11 protein-coding genes and 1 pseudogene are annotated in these 14,851 nt (G+C 50.3%); 9 read left to right on the top strand and 3 right to left on the bottom strand.

Features of this window, described 5'->3' with window-relative positions; translation table 11 throughout:
* Window positions 1-7: 7 nt before the first annotated feature.
* Complete coding sequence (gene rpoC / locus G614_RS0111990; RefSeq protein WP_027642135.1) at window positions 8-3,721, top strand: DNA-directed RNA polymerase subunit beta'; 3,714 nt, start codon at window positions 8-10, stop codon at window positions 3,719-3,721.
* 310 nt (window positions 3,722-4,031) lie between these two features.
* Here the strand turns inward: rpoC and G614_RS34400 are convergent, their stop codons facing one another.
* Window positions 4,032-4,301, bottom strand: coding sequence for a helix-turn-helix domain-containing protein (locus G614_RS34400; RefSeq protein ID WP_080664503.1), 270 nt, complete (start codon window positions 4,299-4,301; stop codon window positions 4,032-4,034).
* A gap of 81 nt (window positions 4,302-4,382) precedes the next feature.
* Here G614_RS34400 and G614_RS34405 point away from each other — a divergent pair.
* The 7 genes and pseudogenes from G614_RS34405 to G614_RS0112035 all read left to right on the top strand — a co-directional run.
* Window positions 4,383-4,729 (top strand): annotated as a pseudogene (locus G614_RS34405) (hypothetical protein); the annotation flags it as partial.
* Window positions 4,730-4,886: 157 nt separating this feature from the next.
* On the top strand, window positions 4,887-5,306 hold the full coding sequence (gene rpsL / locus G614_RS0112010; protein WP_002568228.1) for a 30S ribosomal protein S12: 420 nt from the start codon (window positions 4,887-4,889) through the stop codon (window positions 5,304-5,306).
* Window positions 5,307-5,507: 201 nt separating this feature from the next.
* On the top strand, window positions 5,508-5,978 hold the full coding sequence (gene rpsG, locus G614_RS0112015) for a 30S ribosomal protein S7 (protein WP_002568226.1): 471 nt from the start codon (window positions 5,508-5,510) through the stop codon (window positions 5,976-5,978).
* A gap of 48 nt (window positions 5,979-6,026) precedes the next feature.
* Window positions 6,027-8,144: an elongation factor G gene (fusA, locus tag G614_RS0112020; protein ID WP_027642136.1), complete on the top strand. Its 2,118-nt coding sequence runs from the start codon at window positions 6,027-6,029 to the stop codon at window positions 8,142-8,144.
* 109 nt (window positions 8,145-8,253) lie between these two features.
* Window positions 8,254-9,447 (top strand): elongation factor Tu, encoded by a 1,194-nt coding sequence (gene tuf / locus G614_RS0112025; protein WP_027642137.1) that lies wholly within the window; start codon window positions 8,254-8,256, stop codon window positions 9,445-9,447.
* Between the two features lie 123 nt (window positions 9,448-9,570).
* The gene (locus G614_RS27365; protein ID WP_242828074.1) at window positions 9,571-9,861 is read left to right on the top strand and encodes a hypothetical protein; all 291 of its coding nucleotides are present in this window, start codon (window positions 9,571-9,573) and stop codon (window positions 9,859-9,861) included.
* Between the two features lie 36 nt (window positions 9,862-9,897).
* Complete coding sequence (locus tag G614_RS0112035) at window positions 9,898-10,779, top strand: YitT family protein (protein WP_027642138.1); 882 nt, start codon at window positions 9,898-9,900, stop codon at window positions 10,777-10,779.
* A 65-nt stretch (window positions 10,780-10,844) separates the two neighbouring features.
* On the opposite strand, the gene G614_RS0112040 is transcribed toward G614_RS0112035, so the two are convergent.
* On the bottom strand, window positions 10,845-11,393 hold the full coding sequence (locus tag G614_RS0112040; protein WP_027642139.1) for a CDP-alcohol phosphatidyltransferase family protein: 549 nt from the start codon (window positions 11,391-11,393) through the stop codon (window positions 10,845-10,847).
* Between the two features lie 134 nt (window positions 11,394-11,527).
* Between G614_RS0112040 and G614_RS0112045 the strand changes: the two genes are divergently transcribed.
* Window positions 11,528-12,382: a MurR/RpiR family transcriptional regulator gene (locus tag G614_RS0112045; RefSeq protein WP_027642140.1), complete on the top strand. Its 855-nt coding sequence runs from the start codon at window positions 11,528-11,530 to the stop codon at window positions 12,380-12,382.
* Between the two features lie 87 nt (window positions 12,383-12,469).
* Here the strand turns inward: G614_RS0112045 and G614_RS0112050 are convergent, their stop codons facing one another.
* Window positions 12,470-14,731 carry an extracellular solute-binding protein gene (locus G614_RS0112050; protein WP_027642141.1) on the bottom strand — a complete coding sequence of 754 codons (2,262 nt, stop codon included), beginning with the start codon at window positions 14,729-14,731 and terminating at the stop codon, window positions 12,470-12,472.
* Window positions 14,732-14,851 lie beyond the last annotated feature (120 nt).

The following is a 14,851-nucleotide window of genomic DNA, read 5'->3' on the forward strand; positions in this document are numbered from 1 at the left end:
GGAGTAAATGCTCATGCCAGAAACTAATGAAACTTATCATCCAATGACATTTGATGCCATTAAGATTGGTCTGGCCTCCCCTGATAAGATTCTGGAGTGGTCCCATGGCGAGGTGAAGAAGCCGGAGACCATCAACTACAGGACACTTAAGCCCGAGAAGGACGGTCTGTTCTGTGAGAGAATCTTCGGGCCTAGTAAGGACTGGGAGTGTCATTGCGGTAAATATAAAAAGATTCGTTATAAAGGTGTTATCTGCGACCGCTGCGGCGTAGAAGTGACAAAGGCAAGTGTCCGTAGAGAGCGTATGGGCCACATCAAGCTGGCTGCTCCCGTATCCCATATATGGTATTTCAAGGGAATTCCCAGCCGTATGGGGCTGATTCTGGACATCTCCCCCAGGACGCTGGAGAAGGTGCTGTACTTTGCATCCTATATTGTTCTGGACCCAGGCTCCACCAGTCTGCAGTATAAGCAGGTCCTGTCCGAGAAGGAGTACAGGGAGGAAGTGGAGAAGTACGGCGGCACCGGCGGTTTCCGTGTGGGAATGGGTGCCGAGGCCATTCAGGAACTGCTTAAGGCCATTAATCTGGAAAAGGATTCCACAGACCTTAGAAGGGCGCTGGCGGATTCCACCGGACAGAAGCGCGCGAGAATCATCAAGAGGCTGGAGGTAGTGGAGGCATTCCTTACCTCAGGCAACCGCCCTGAGTGGATGATTATGGATGTGATTCCTGTCATCCCCCCGGATATCCGCCCCATGGTACAGCTGGACGGCGGACGTTTCGCAACCTCTGATTTAAATGACTTATACAGAAGAATCATCAACAGGAACAACCGTCTGGCAAGACTGCTGGAGTTAGGCGCTCCCGACATCATTGTACGCAACGAGAAGCGTATGCTCCAGGAGGCAGTGGATGCCCTTATTGACAACGGACGCCGCGGCAGGCCTGTGACCGGCCCTGGCAACAGAGCCCTTAAGTCCCTTTCCGATATGCTAAAGGGTAAGCAGGGACGTTTCCGTCAGAACCTGTTAGGCAAGCGTGTGGACTATTCCGGCCGTTCCGTTATCGTGGTTGGACCTGAACTTAAGATATACCAGTGCGGTCTTCCAAAGGAAATGGCCATTGAGCTGTTTAAACCCTTTGTTATGAAGGAGCTGGTTTCCAACGGAACCGCCCACAATATAAAGAATGCCAAGAAGATGGTAGAGAGACTGCAGCCTGAGGTATGGGATGTGCTGGAGGATGTTATCAAAGAGCATCCTGTCATGCTGAACCGTGCCCCTACTCTGCACAGACTGGGTATCCAGGCATTTGAGCCTATCCTGGTAGAGGGTAAGGCAATCAAGCTGCATCCTCTGGTGTGTACGGCTTTCAACGCTGACTTTGACGGCGACCAGATGGCTGTCCATCTGCCGCTGTCCGTAGAGGCCCAGGCAGAGTGCCGTTTCCTGCTCTTAAGCCCTAACAACCTGTTAAAGCCTTCTGACGGCGGCCCTGTGGCTGTTCCTTCCCAGGATATGGTGCTTGGTATCTATTACCTGACCCAGGAGCGTCCGGGAGCAAAGGGCGAGGGCATGATATTTAAGAGTGTCAACGAGGCGATCCTGGCATATGAGAACCAGGAGGCAACCCTTCATTCACGCGTCAAGGTGAGGGTCAGCAAGACCATGCAGGACGGCACTGTGAAGACAGGGACCATTGACTCCACCATCGGACGTTTCATTTTCAATGAAATTATTCCTCAGGATCTGGGATTTGTGGACAGAAGCATCCCGGAGAATGAGCTGAAGCTGGAAGTGGATTTCCACGTTGCCAAAAAGCAGTTAAAGCAGATTCTTGAGAAGGTCATCAACGTACACGGCGCAACCCAGACTGCCGTTACCCTGGATGACATCAAGGCCATTGGTTATAAATATTCTACCAGGGCGGCCATGACCGTATCCATTTCCGATATGACCGTGCCTGAGAGCAAACCAAAGCTGATTGAGGAAGCACAGGCAACCGTGGACCGCATTGCGAAAAACTACCGCCGCGGACTTATCACTGAGGAAGAGCGCTACAAAGAGGTTATCGAGACATGGAAGACTACCGATGACCAGCTGACACATGACCTGCTGACCGGCCTGGATAAGTACAACAACATTTACATGATGGCTGACTCCGGAGCCCGTGGTTCTGATAAGCAGATTAAGCAGCTGGCAGGTATGCGCGGACTGATGGCAGATACCACCGGCCATACCATCGAGCTTCCTATCAAGTCCAACTTCCGTGAGGGACTGGACGTATTGGAGTACTTTATCTCGGCTCATGGAGCGCGTAAAGGTCTGTCCGATACGGCTCTGCGTACGGCTGACTCAGGTTACCTGACCAGACGTCTGGTAGACGTATCACAGGATTTGATTATCCGCGAAGTGGACTGCTGCGAGGGCAGGGATATCCCATACATGGAAATCAAGGCTTTCATGGATGGAAATGAAGTAATCGAGGACCTGGAAGAGAGAATCACAGGACGCTATATCGCTGAGACCATCACTGACCCGGATACGGGCGAGGTCGTGGTCAAGGCTAACCATATGTGTACACCTAAGCGCGCCGCAGCTGTCATGAAGGTGCTGAATAAGACAGGACGGGGGTCCGTGAAGATTCGTACTGTCCTCAGCTGTAAGTCCCATATCGGTGTGTGCGCCAAGTGCTACGGCGCCAACATGGCAACAGGCCAGCCTGTACAGGTGGGCGAGGCTGTCGGTATCATCGCGGCACAGTCCATCGGTGAGCCTGGTACACAGCTTACCATGCGTACGTTCCATACGGGCGGCGTGGCCGGCGGCGATATCACACAGGGTCTTCCCCGTGTGGAGGAGCTTTTCGAGGCCCGTAAGCCAAAGGGTCTTGCCATTATCACCGAGTTCGGCGGCGTGGTGCAGATTAAGGATACCAAGAAGAAGCGCGAGATTACGGTAACCGACAATGAGAGCGGCAACGCCAAGACCTATCTGATTCCTTACGGATCCAGAATCAAGGTAATGGACGGCCAGGTGCTGGAAGCCGGCGACGAGCTGACAGAAGGCAGTATCAACCCACACGATATCCTGAAAATCAAGGGTGTCCGTGCGGTACAGGATTACATGCTCCAGGAAGTACAGCGTGTATACCGTCTCCAGGGTGTGGAAATCAACGATAAGCATATAGAGATGATTGTTCACCAGATGCTTAAGAAAATCAAGATTGAGGAGAGCGGCGACAGTGATGTGCTGCCGGGCGTATCCATGGATGTTCTGGATTACAACGAGATGAACGAGGCTCTGATTGCTGACGGCAAGAAGCCGGCAGAAGGCAGACAGGTCATGCTGGGTATCACCAAGGCATCCCTGGCAACGGATTCCTTCTTGTCAGCAGCATCCTTCCAGGAGACCACCAAGGTTCTGACCGAGGCAGCCATCAACGGCAAGGTTGACCACCTGATTGGCCTGAAGGAGAACGTTATCATCGGTAAGCCGATTCCGGCAGGTACCGGCATGAAGCGCTACCGCAAGGTGAAGCTGGATACGGACGATTTGATTTCAGATGAGATCATGCTGTCTGATGACGATGAACTGGTAGTCTCTTCCGAGGATGAGAGCGGCAGCGGACTCACAGAGGACAATGTTGCCGAGGAAGTCCTGGGAATGGACGATATGGCTGATGTGGATGAGGAAGACGATGCCGTAGAGGAAGAATAGATAGAGACCTCATATTAATCATGCTCTGGGAAGGAACAACGTATGTTTCTTCCCGGAGTTTTTTGTGGACGTCCATGAGATGGTATGATTGCAAAAGGCACTTGATAAAATCAAGTTCCTCATGTATAATCAGAATAGAAAGGTAATCAGATACAGAATCTGATACCCTCAGTTGAATATTACCTTATGGAAATAGCATCCAACTTGGTTAGGGCGGGATGCTATTTCTTATTATGTCTATCGTCTATGTACGATAACGCCGCGAAGATAACGAGAAGCAAGGTCAAGACTTCCAGTGTATTCATGGGCATCACCCTCCTTTATAAACTAGAGGGCAGCATAATGATTGGGCAAAGATACATTCCTTTTCTGTCAATTTATTCAATGTCTCGCTTAATTCATCAGTATATTCACCAGGCTTCTTTTGAACACGGCAGGTATCCCACTTTCTGCCTACCAGGTCATCCAGGGAAATGTTGAGTGCATCGGCAATCAGGATGGCATTGCCGATGGTAGGACTTTTCCTGCCGTTTATATATTCGGACAGCTGGCAGCTGCCCTGGGGCTTCCTCTGAATGATGTGATTTCACCTGTTTATTATCCATTTTCCTTTGCGGTCAGGAGAAATGAACGGAAGGAGGTGAGATGCCCTCTAGTCAATATCATCCACGAACTGCCTGTATTTTTCGGAGGTCTGCCCATTCCCCTTCCCATGGTATTTGCCCTGATATTTTTCTTCGGCACCATTATCAGCGGTTCCAATGCCATCATACCGCTGTGCATGCCCATGGCTATGGCTGCCATGCCGGACGCGGGCGTTCCCCTGCTGGTGCTGCTAATGAGTTCTGCCTATGAGCCATGCAGGTATCCCCTACCAATGTATGCCTGTTCATTGCCGCGGAATGCTTTAAGGTGGATATCGGCGCTCTGGTAAGGAGAAACATTCCCATGATTCTGGTGTTTTTCGCAGTCACGCTGGCATATACAGCCCTGCTGGGTGTGTTTTAGGGCCTTTGATGCCGGAAATTGCGAAAAAATAAAGAAATTCCTTGACAGAATTTTTTTGCATGTATATAATAATATGGCGTGCTGAAACACGTAATGTTTTCGTGCGCAAAAAGCTGATATACAGCAACCGCAGACAATATCACAGGAGGTGAAAAGAATGCCAACATTTAACCAGTTAGTGAGAAAGGGAAGACAGACCAGCGTTAAGAAGTCTACTGCACCTGCTCTGCAGAGGGGTTACAACTCCTTACAGAAGAAGGCTACAGAGGTTTCTGCTCCGCAGAAGCGTGGTGTGTGTACAGCTGTTAAGACAGCTACCCCTAAGAAGCCTAACTCAGCACTCAGAAAGATTGCCAGAGTACGTCTTTCCAATGGCATCGAAGTTACAAGCTACATTCCAGGAGAAGGTCACAACCTTCAGGAGCATAGTGTTGTACTGATCCGTGGAGGAAGAGTAAAGGATCTTCCGGGTACCAGATATCATATCGTAAGAGGTACACTGGATACGGCAGGTGTTGCAAACAGAAGGCAGGCCCGTTCCAAATACGGCGCTAAGAGGCCAAAAGAGAAGAAATAATTTAGTTAGACCGCAAATTTGATTTGTAGGAATTATGCCGGAATGATGATATTGACCTGTAGGTTGCAGGATTATATATTGTAGTACCGTGCATGAACGCATTAGTGGGCAGCCACTCAATGTGAGTACCTATGATCTAATGAAACGCTGTAAGGGATCTGCAGCGCAGGTCTTTGCAGTTCTATTAAGGAGGGAAGTAACGTGCCACGTAAAGGACATACTCAGAAAAGAGACGTTCTGGCAGACCCAATCTATAATAACAAGGTTGTTACCAAGCTGATTAACAACATTATGTTAGATGGTAAGAAGGGTGTTGCGCAGAAAATTGTATACGGCGCTTTTGACCGTGTTGCAGAGACAACCGGCAAGGACGCTATGGAAGTTTTTGAAGAAGCAATGAACAACATCATGCCTGTTCTGGAAGTTAAGGCAAAACGTATCGGTGGAGCTACCTACCAGGTACCTATTGAGGTTAGGCCTGAGAGGAGACAGACTCTGGCTCTTCGCTGGATTACCCTCTACTCCCGTAAGAGAGGCGAGAAGACCCAGAAGGACAGACTGGCAAATGAAATCATGGATGCTGCCAACAACACAGGTGCATCTGTAAAGAAGAAAGAAGACATGCACAAGATGGCAGAGGCAAACAAGGCATTTTCACATTTCCGTTTCTAATCTTTGGAATGTGTTTAACCTGTTTGATTATTTAAGGAGGAAAATCCCTTGGCTGGAAGAGAATATCCATTGGAGAGAACCAGGAATATCGGAATAATGGCCCATATCGATGCCGGCAAGACCACAACGACTGAGCGTATTCTGTATTACACTGGTGTAAACTATAAAATTGGCGATACCCATGAAGGTACTGCTACCATGGACTGGATGGCTCAGGAGCAGGAGAGAGGTATCACCATTACTTCCGCTGCAACCACTTGTCACTGGACCCTGCAGGAAAACTGCAAGCCGAAGCCAGGTGCATTAGAGCATCGTATCAACATCATTGATACTCCAGGACACGTTGACTTCACTGTTGAGGTTGAGCGTTCCCTGCGTGTGCTGGACGGCGCTGTGGGCGTGTTCTGTGCAAAGGGCGGTGTAGAGCCCCAGTCTGAGAACGTATGGCGCCAGGCAGACACTTATAACGTACCTCGGATTGCCTTCATCAACAAGATGGACATCCTGGGTGCAAATTTCTACGGCGCAGTAGAACAGATTAAGACCAGACTTGGCAAGAATGCAATCTGTATTCAGCTGCCAATCGGTAAGGAAGATGATTTCAAAGGAATCGTCGACCTGTTTGAAATGAAAGCCTACATCTATAATGATGATAAGGGCGATGATATATCCATCATTGATATCCCGGAGGATATGAAGGATGATGCCGAGTTATACCGTTCCGAGTTAGTAGAGAAAATCTGCGAGCTGGATGACGATTTAATGATGGCTTATCTGGAGGGCGAGGAGCCTGACAATGAGGACCTTAAGAAAGCTTTAAGGAAAGCTACCTGCGAGTGTGCCGCTATTCCGGTATGCTGCGGTACTGCTTACAGAAACAAGGGTGTTCAGAAGTTACTGGATGCAATCATTGAGTATATGCCGTCTCCATTAGACATCCCTTCCATTAAGGGAACGGATTTAGAGGGAAACGAAGTGGAGCGACACTCTTCTGATGATGAGCCGTTTGCCGCTCTTGCATTCAAAATCATGACTGACCCATTTGTTGGTAAGCTTGCATTCTTCCGTGTGTATTCAGGAAGCCTGAATTCCGGTTCTTACGTACTGAACGCAACTAAGGGTAAGAAGGAGCGTGTTGGACGTATTCTTCAGATGCATGCCAACAAGAGAAACGAGCTGGATAAGGTTTACTCCGGTGACATTGCGGCTGCGGTTGGTTTTAAGGTGACTTCCACCGGCGATACCATCTGTGATGAGAGGAATCCGGTTATCCTGGAGTCCATGGAATTCCCGGAGCCGGTTATCGATATCGCAATCGAGCCAAAGACCAAGGCAAGCCAGGATAAGATGGGCGATGCGCTGATTAAGCTGGCAGAGGAGGACCCAACCTTCCGCGTGCGTACCGACGAGGAGACTGGCCAGACCATCATCTCCGGTATGGGCGAGCTCCATCTGGACATTATTGTTGACCGTCTGCTGCGTGAGTTCAACGTTGAGGCAAACGTAGGCGCGCCTCAGGTTGCTTACAAGGAGACATTTACCAAGGCCGTTGATGTTGACAGCAAGTATGCGAAGCAGTCCGGCGGACGCGGACAGTATGGTCATTGTAAGGTTCACTTCACGCCAATGGAAGCAAACGCAGAAGAAACCTTCAAGTTCACTTCCTCCGTTGTGGGCGGTGCCATTCCAAAGGAATACATCCCTGCTGTCGGAGAAGGTATCGAGGAAGCATGCAAGACCGGTATCCTAGGCGGATTCCCAGTGCTGGGCGTTCATGCCGATGTATACGACGGTTCTTACCATGAGGTTGACTCCTCTGAGATGGCATTCCACATTGCCGGTTCCATGGCATTCAAGGAAGCTATGCAAAAGGGCAGCCCAATCCTGCTTGAGCCTATCATGAAGGTTGAAGTAACCATGCCGGAAGAGTACATGGGTGATGTTATCGGTGATATCAACTCACGCCGTGGACGTATCGAGGGTATGGAAGACATCGGCGGCGGCAAGATGGTAAAAGCATATGTACCGCTGTCGGAAATGTTCGGTTATTCTACGGATCTCCGTTCCAGAACACAGGGACGCGGAAACTACTCCATGTTCTTTGAAAAGTATGAGCCGGTTCCGAAGAATGTACAGGAAAAGGTACTTTCCGACCATAAGAAATAATTAACAAAAGGCTTGTAAATCAAAGGAAAATAGAATATAATGATTGATAGCCTGACATTAACTATAATAGCCCATTATAAAGGGTGCAAATTAAGGAGGACGTTATAAAATGGCTAAAGCTAAGTTTGAAAGAAACAAACCTCATTGTAACATTGGTACCATCGGACACGTTGACCATGGTAAAACAACTTTAACCGCAGCAATTACAAAGACTCTTCATGAGAGATTAGGTACCGGCGAGGCTGTTGCTTTCGAGAATATCGATAAGGCTCCAGAGGAGAGAGAGCGTGGAATCACTATCTCTACTGCGCACGTTGAGTATGAGACCAAGAACCGTCACTATGCACACGTTGACTGCCCAGGACATGCTGACTACGTTAAGAACATGATCACTGGTGCTGCTCAGATGGACGGCGCTATCCTGGTTGTAGCTGCTACCGATGGCGTTATGGCCCAGACAAGAGAGCACATCCTGCTGTCCCGTCAGGTAGGCGTTCCTTATATCGTTGTATTTATGAATAAGTGCGACATGGTTGATGACCCAGAGCTGCTTGAATTAGTAGAGATGGAAATCAGAGACCTGCTGAATGAATATGAGTTCCCAGGCGATGATACTCCTGTAATTCAGGGGTCTGCTCTGAAGGCTCTGGAGGATCCTTCCGGCGAGTGGGGCGACAAGATCCTTGAGCTTATGGATGCTGTTGACTCTTGGGTACCAGACCCGGTTCGTGAGACAGACAAGCCATTCCTGATGCCTGTAGAGGACGTATTTACCATTACCGGCCGTGGTACTGTTGCTACCGGTAGAGTAGAGCGCGGTACTCTGCACCTGAATGACGAAGTTGAAATTATCGGTATCCATGAGGATGTTCGCAAGACCGTTGTTACTGGTATCGAGATGTTCCGTAAGCTGCTTGACGAGGCTCAGGCTGGCGACAACATCGGCGCTCTGCTGCGTGGCGTTCAGAGAACTGAAATCGAAAGAGGACAGTGTCTGTGCAAGCCAGGTTCCGTTAAGTGCCACAACAAGTTTACCGCTCAGGTTTACGTTCTGACAAAGGACGAGGGCGGCCGTCATACTCCTTTCTTCAACAACTATCGTCCACAGTTCTACTTCAGAACAACTGACGTTACTGGCGTTTGCGATCTGCCAGAGGGTGTTGAGATGTGTATGCCTGGCGATAACGTAGAGATGACCGTAGAGCTGATTCATCCAGTAGCTATGGAGCAGGGTCTTCGTTTCGCTATCCGTGAAGGCGGAAGAACCGTTGGTTCTGGTAGAGTTGTAAACATCATTGAATAATTTCGGCAAGCTTATACGCTAAAATCATAAATTAATATATCTGAATTGATATTGTGCCCAAACAGTAATATTCCCCGGAAGATTATCTTCCGGGGTTTTTTGTAATGTCTGGAATGGAAATAAATGACAGATATATTTCGCTGCCGGCCGGAAACTGCATCCGTGGTTTTCAAAGAGTCTCTGGTACTCAGGTTTATCACATGGGATGAACGGATGGAAGGGGCTCTTGACAGGTTTGGGGAAACATGCTACCATAAAACGCAGGATTCATTATACGAAACAGAGAGCGGACAGAACATGATAGCGTTTAAAGCATACAGGGAAGGCCCCGGCGGAACCGGGAGTCTATATATACTATATATAGAAGGTTTGAGACGTCAGGACGGCAGAAAGATCTGCCGTCTTTTAATTTAGGAATTCATTCCGGTGCAGTGAGAAAGGACTAAAATCATGGAAAAGAAAACAACGGCGGCTAAGATTGTATTCAGCCTGGGAGAAATTGTGTTGGGAAATATGATGTATGCGGCGGCAGTGGTGCTTTTCATTGTGCCAAACGGACTCATTACCGGAGGGACCACGGGGCTGGCCCTCTTTGTGAACCATAGCCTTGACATCCCAATCAGCCTCTTTGTCAGCGTGTTTAACGTGACCATGTTCCTGCTGGGGGCATGGGTGCTGGGAAAACAGTTCGCTCTGACAACCGTACTCAGCACCATTATCTACCCGGTCATACTGGGCGTGCTGGAGGGAAGCGGATTCGGGGGCTTTGTGCTGGAGGAGAAGCTGGTGGCAGTGCTCTATGCGGGACTGCTTATAGGCGGGGGAATCGGCATAGTGATGCGGGCCGGTGCCTCCACAGGGGGCATGGACATACCTGCCCTGATGCTTAAGAAAAAACTGGATGTGAATGTGTCCATGACCCTGTACCTCATGGACTGTGTGGTTCTGGGGCTTCAGCTGATTGCGGCTGATTCCCATGCCATTCTCTACGGTATCATACTGATTATTGTATACACCATGGTGCTTAACCAGGTCCTTATGGCGGGAAATGCCAGAATACAGGTGAAGATTGTCAGCAGAAGGTATGAGGAAATCAACCGCCTCATAGCGGAGCGCATTGACTGCGGAACCTCCCTGCTGCATATGGAGACCGGTTATCTCCACAGGGAACAGGAAATGATTCTGGCGGTAATCTCCAGGCGGGATTTGCCCAGGCTGAACAACCTGGTCATGGATGAAGACCCGGAGGCTTTCATGATTATCAACCAGATTAATGAGGTGAGAGGCAGAGGCTTCACCCTTAAGAGAGTGTATAAGGAGGCGCGGCAGTAAAGGGCATGCTGTCCCTGCCGTATGCTGACTCTGCCGCACACTGACCCGGTCACATGCTGACCCGCTCACATGCTGCGAAATACCGGTATGTAGAGAAGCAGGGTAATGAGCATGGCTGCCGCACACAACAGAATCAGTATATTGACCGTAACCAGGGACATGTGGGGGAAGAGCAGCAGGAGGAAAAGCACCACGAACAGCAGCGCGGTACAGCATTTGCCGAACCACTTGGCGCCGTTTAACTTCTTGCCTTCCCTGAGCTTGATGGCGCCCATGACCAGCATGAAGCCTTCTTTCAGCACAAACAGGACCAGAAGGAGCAGAATCAGTGGATAACGGCTCCACAGACAGAGCAGGATGGCCCCGTGGGTCAGCTTATCCGCAAGGGGGTCCAGAAATTTACCGAACTCTGTAATCATATTGAATTTTCTGGCGATCATTCCGTCGAACATGTCTGTGATGGAGGATATGCCCATGACGATGGCAGCCCTGTAATATTCTGCGTCCGTGGAAGCCTTCAGGTACAGCCACACAAATACAGGAATCATGATTAAACGGAAATACCCCATCAGGTTGGGGATGGACAAAAGCTCTTTTTTTGAAATACACCTCATAATACAGCCCCCCTCTTTGAAAATGGCAATTATTTAATTTAATTTTACTACATTTCTTGCTAAAAGAAATATTTTTTTTTATAATAAGAGTAAATTTATTTTTCACAGGGCGGGCCGCATAAGGAGGAAGGAAAATGGCAGAGGATTTTTTGTTGAAAATAAGAGGCGGATATAACCAGTTTACAAAGGCGGAGAAAAAGGTGGCTGATTATATCCTGAGCAGCCCCAAGAAGGTTCTGTTCATGTCCATCACTGAGCTGGCCGAGGCCTGCGGGGTGGGGGATACCAGCGTGTTCCGCTTTTGCAAGACCATGAACTGTAAAGGATACCAGGAATTTAAGATGCTTCTGTCCCTGAGTCTCCACGAGGGAAAGCAGGGATTCGGACAGATGGAGAGCGACATAAGCCTGGAGGACTCATTTTCCCAGGTGGCGGAGAAGGTGCTGAGTTCCAATATAAAGGCCCTTAAGGAGACCCACTCCCTGTTAAAGGAGGATGTGTTCCGGCGGGTCATTGAGTGCTTCCATAAGGCCGGACGCATCTGTTTTTACGGAGTGGGTACCAGCATGACGACTGCCATGAAGGCGGCTGATAAGTTCCTTAAGATTGAGCCAAAGGTCTATTGCTCTCCTGATTCCCACATGCAGGCCATGATGGCCTCCACCATGGCCAGGGGCGAGGTGGCTGTTATCTTCTCCTATTCCGGGGCCACCAAGGACACCATCCATGTGGCCCAGCTGGCCAGGCAGGCAGGCGCGGCCATTGTCTGTGTGACCCGGTTCATCAAATCGCCTCTTACGGCCTACGCGGACCTGACGCTCTTGTGCGGGGCCAATGAAAGTCCGCTGCAGGCAGGCTCATCCTCGGCGGAAATCAGCCAGCTCTTTCTGATTGACATGCTGTATACGGAATATTACAGGACATACTATGACAAGTGCAGCGTGAATAATGAAAAGACCTCGGCATCTGTCATGGCAAAGCTGTGCTGAGACAAAGAAAAGCGCGCCTTAAAATAAGCGTTCCAGGCCGGCTCCCTCAAAGGGATGCCCGCCTGGAACATGTGTTTTAAGACACGCTTATATATTGGTGCGGCAAAACTGCTCTTCATAGAGCTTCTGGGCGTAGTTCAGGGCGTCCTCCGGCGTCATGACCTGGCTGTAGGCATTTTTCACTGCCATGCCTATGATGCTGAGGAAGCTGCGCTCATCAAAGGGCTGGGTGGAGAACTCAGGGGTACGGCGACCATGGGCCAGGCCGAATCCGTCCTTGGCCAGGCTCAGCCAGGGGAAGGTGTTGAGTATCTCGTAATTGTCATAGGACTTACGGCAGGGGGATACGCTGCCTAACAGCGTGGCCGCGGAGGCCACGGGTTCGCTGCACATCCATTTGATGAAGGAAAGGGCGTCCTCAGGCCGTTTGGTATATTTGGCAACTCCCAGGGAGCCGCCTCCGATAACAGGATTGCTGCCAGGCGTCAGGGCGTATCCGATATTTCCCGCTACCCGGGAGGAGTGGCTCAGAAGATCCGAGGCATAGTTGCTGTAGAGGATGGCCATGGCCACATTGCCCCCTGCGAAGGTGGTGGCTGTGTTGGTCCACCAGGAACAGTACTTGGGATCAGAGTATTCCTTCAGGGCGATGAGCTCCTTAAGGGAACCAATAGCCGCGGGGGAATTCAGGGTGACCCGGCAGTCCTCGTTATAAAGATTCTCCTGGTGGCTGAACAGGCGGGCCAGGTATTCGGAACCGGCCACTCCGGTGGAGCCAAGGGTCATGGTGGCCCCATATTCCACGGGGGAGGATGGGGTGCATGCCTTGGTGAAGAATCCGGCAATCTGGTTGAACTCTTTAAAATCCTGAGGCGGCCGGAGCTCCTGACGGTATGTTTCGTGATACATCCTGCGGTAGATAGGGCTTTCAAACAGGTCCTTCCGATAGTACAGCAGCTGTACGCTGGGGGTGGACGGCAGGGCGTATACCCTGCCCCTCACTATGGAATACTGGTTGATGGTCCCGTCCAGAAAGGTGTCTAAGCAGCTGGAGATGTCAGGGTCAATCTGGTCCAGGGGCTGCAGAATCTTGTCCGCAAACCAGGACAGCCACGTCACGTCCAGACGCAGTACATCAAAGACGGAATCATGGCGCATGTGGTTGAAGGCCTCGTATATCTCCTCATAAGAATAGATGGTGATGTTCACAGGGACCCCGGTTTTCTTGGTGTAGATGCGGGACAGGTTGCGCATGGTATAGGCGCTGGGGCTGTCCAGGGTCAGCACGTTTAAGGGCTTTTTGGAGGATGGGATAAGGATGCCCGCAAACCAGTCTCTGAAGCCGGAATTCTCCAGCAGCAGACAGGGCTGTCCGCTGTCCTGGCCGGTCCGCTGTTCCGATTCGTCCATTTCTTCCGGACCATTCTTTTTCACCTTTTTTTCTTTTGATATGTCCTTGATCAGGCACTCCGCCGCAATTTTTCCCAGCTGCCGGTAGTTCAGCTCATATTTCTGGAAGTCATTTTCCGGCATGGTGAACATGGGGGATACCGTGTAAATTTCCGGACTGTCCCCGGAATAGAAGGTGTTCCATATATCCTTGACGCTCTCCGCAAAGCCGTAGTTGGAGATGAAGATGGCCTGGGGAGCAGCGCTGCCGAACATCTGCATGATATTCTGCAGCTTGCGGTAGGGGTCTGTCTGGATGTGATTTACCCGGCAGCCGGATGAACCCACGACGCCCATGAACCCGCTGCAAAAGTCGGATTCATTGGGCAGCTGGAGACTTCCGGTGAGAAGGCACAGGTTGGAGAAGCCGCGCTCCATAGCCCTTAAAGCCAGCTCGCTTCCCGCTCTGTGGTAGTCAAAGCCTACATAGGGAGCCGGGAAGGGAGGACGGCGTTCCGCAAATACCACATGGTCTGCCAGCATGCCCTGCTCGTCCAGGTAGGGATTCGCGTCGGTGAAGGAACAACAGGAGACCGCTGCCATGCCCTGGGCCATGGAGGAACGGACCTCCTGGATGGCTGCGTATTCCGCTTCCCGGTTGTCATCACTGGTCAGGTACTGGGACACGCTGTAGCCGTGATTTTCCGCATATGCTTTAAAGCTCAGATAAAAGTCTATATATTGTTTGGAACGGATGTTGGGGAGAATGACCGCAAGGGTATTGGACCTGCCCTTCCTTAGCAGCTTGGCCCGCTCATTGGGCACGTAGCCAAGGGCAGAGGCGGCATCCATGACCTGCCGTATTTTCTCGCTGCTCACATTTCCCTTCCCGTTGAGAACGTTTGATACGGTGCCCTGGGCCACTCCGGCCGCCCTTGCAATGTCTTTGATGGTAGTCATCTGCCGGCTCTCCTTTCAAATAATGCATTTCAAGTAATGTATTTCAAGTGATATATTTGGTTCAATTTTACCATATGGCGAGCAATTTGTAAAACTGTTGCAGATACGATTCAATATAAG

Source organism: [Clostridium] clostridioforme AGR2157, assembly GCF_000424325.1.
GTDB lineage: Bacteria > Bacillota > Clostridia > Lachnospirales > Lachnospiraceae > Enterocloster > Enterocloster clostridioformis_A.

Bases quoted from the DNA above. Each gene is read 5' to 3' on its own strand.
- rpoC (WP_027642135.1), top strand. From the start codon at position 8: ATGCTCATGCCAGAAACTAATGAAACTTATCATCCAATGACATTTGAT.
- rpsL (WP_002568228.1), top strand. From the start codon at position 4,887: ATGCCAACATTTAACCAGTTAGTGAGAAAGGGAAGACAGACCAGCGTT.
- tuf (WP_027642137.1), top strand. From the start codon at position 8,254: ATGGCTAAAGCTAAGTTTGAAAGAAACAAACCTCATTGTAACATTGGT.
- G614_RS27365 (WP_242828074.1), top strand. From the start codon at position 9,571: ATGACAGATATATTTCGCTGCCGGCCGGAAACTGCATCCGTGGTTTTC.
- G614_RS0112035 (WP_027642138.1), top strand. From the start codon at position 9,898: ATGGAAAAGAAAACAACGGCGGCTAAGATTGTATTCAGCCTGGGAGAA.
- G614_RS0112040 (WP_027642139.1), bottom strand. From the start codon at position 11,393: ATGAGGTGTATTTCAAAAAAAGAGCTTTTGTCCATCCCCAACCTGATG.
- G614_RS0112045 (WP_027642140.1), top strand. From the start codon at position 11,528: ATGGCAGAGGATTTTTTGTTGAAAATAAGAGGCGGATATAACCAGTTT.
- G614_RS0112050 (WP_027642141.1), bottom strand. From the start codon at position 14,731: ATGACTACCATCAAAGACATTGCAAGGGCGGCCGGAGTGGCCCAGGGC.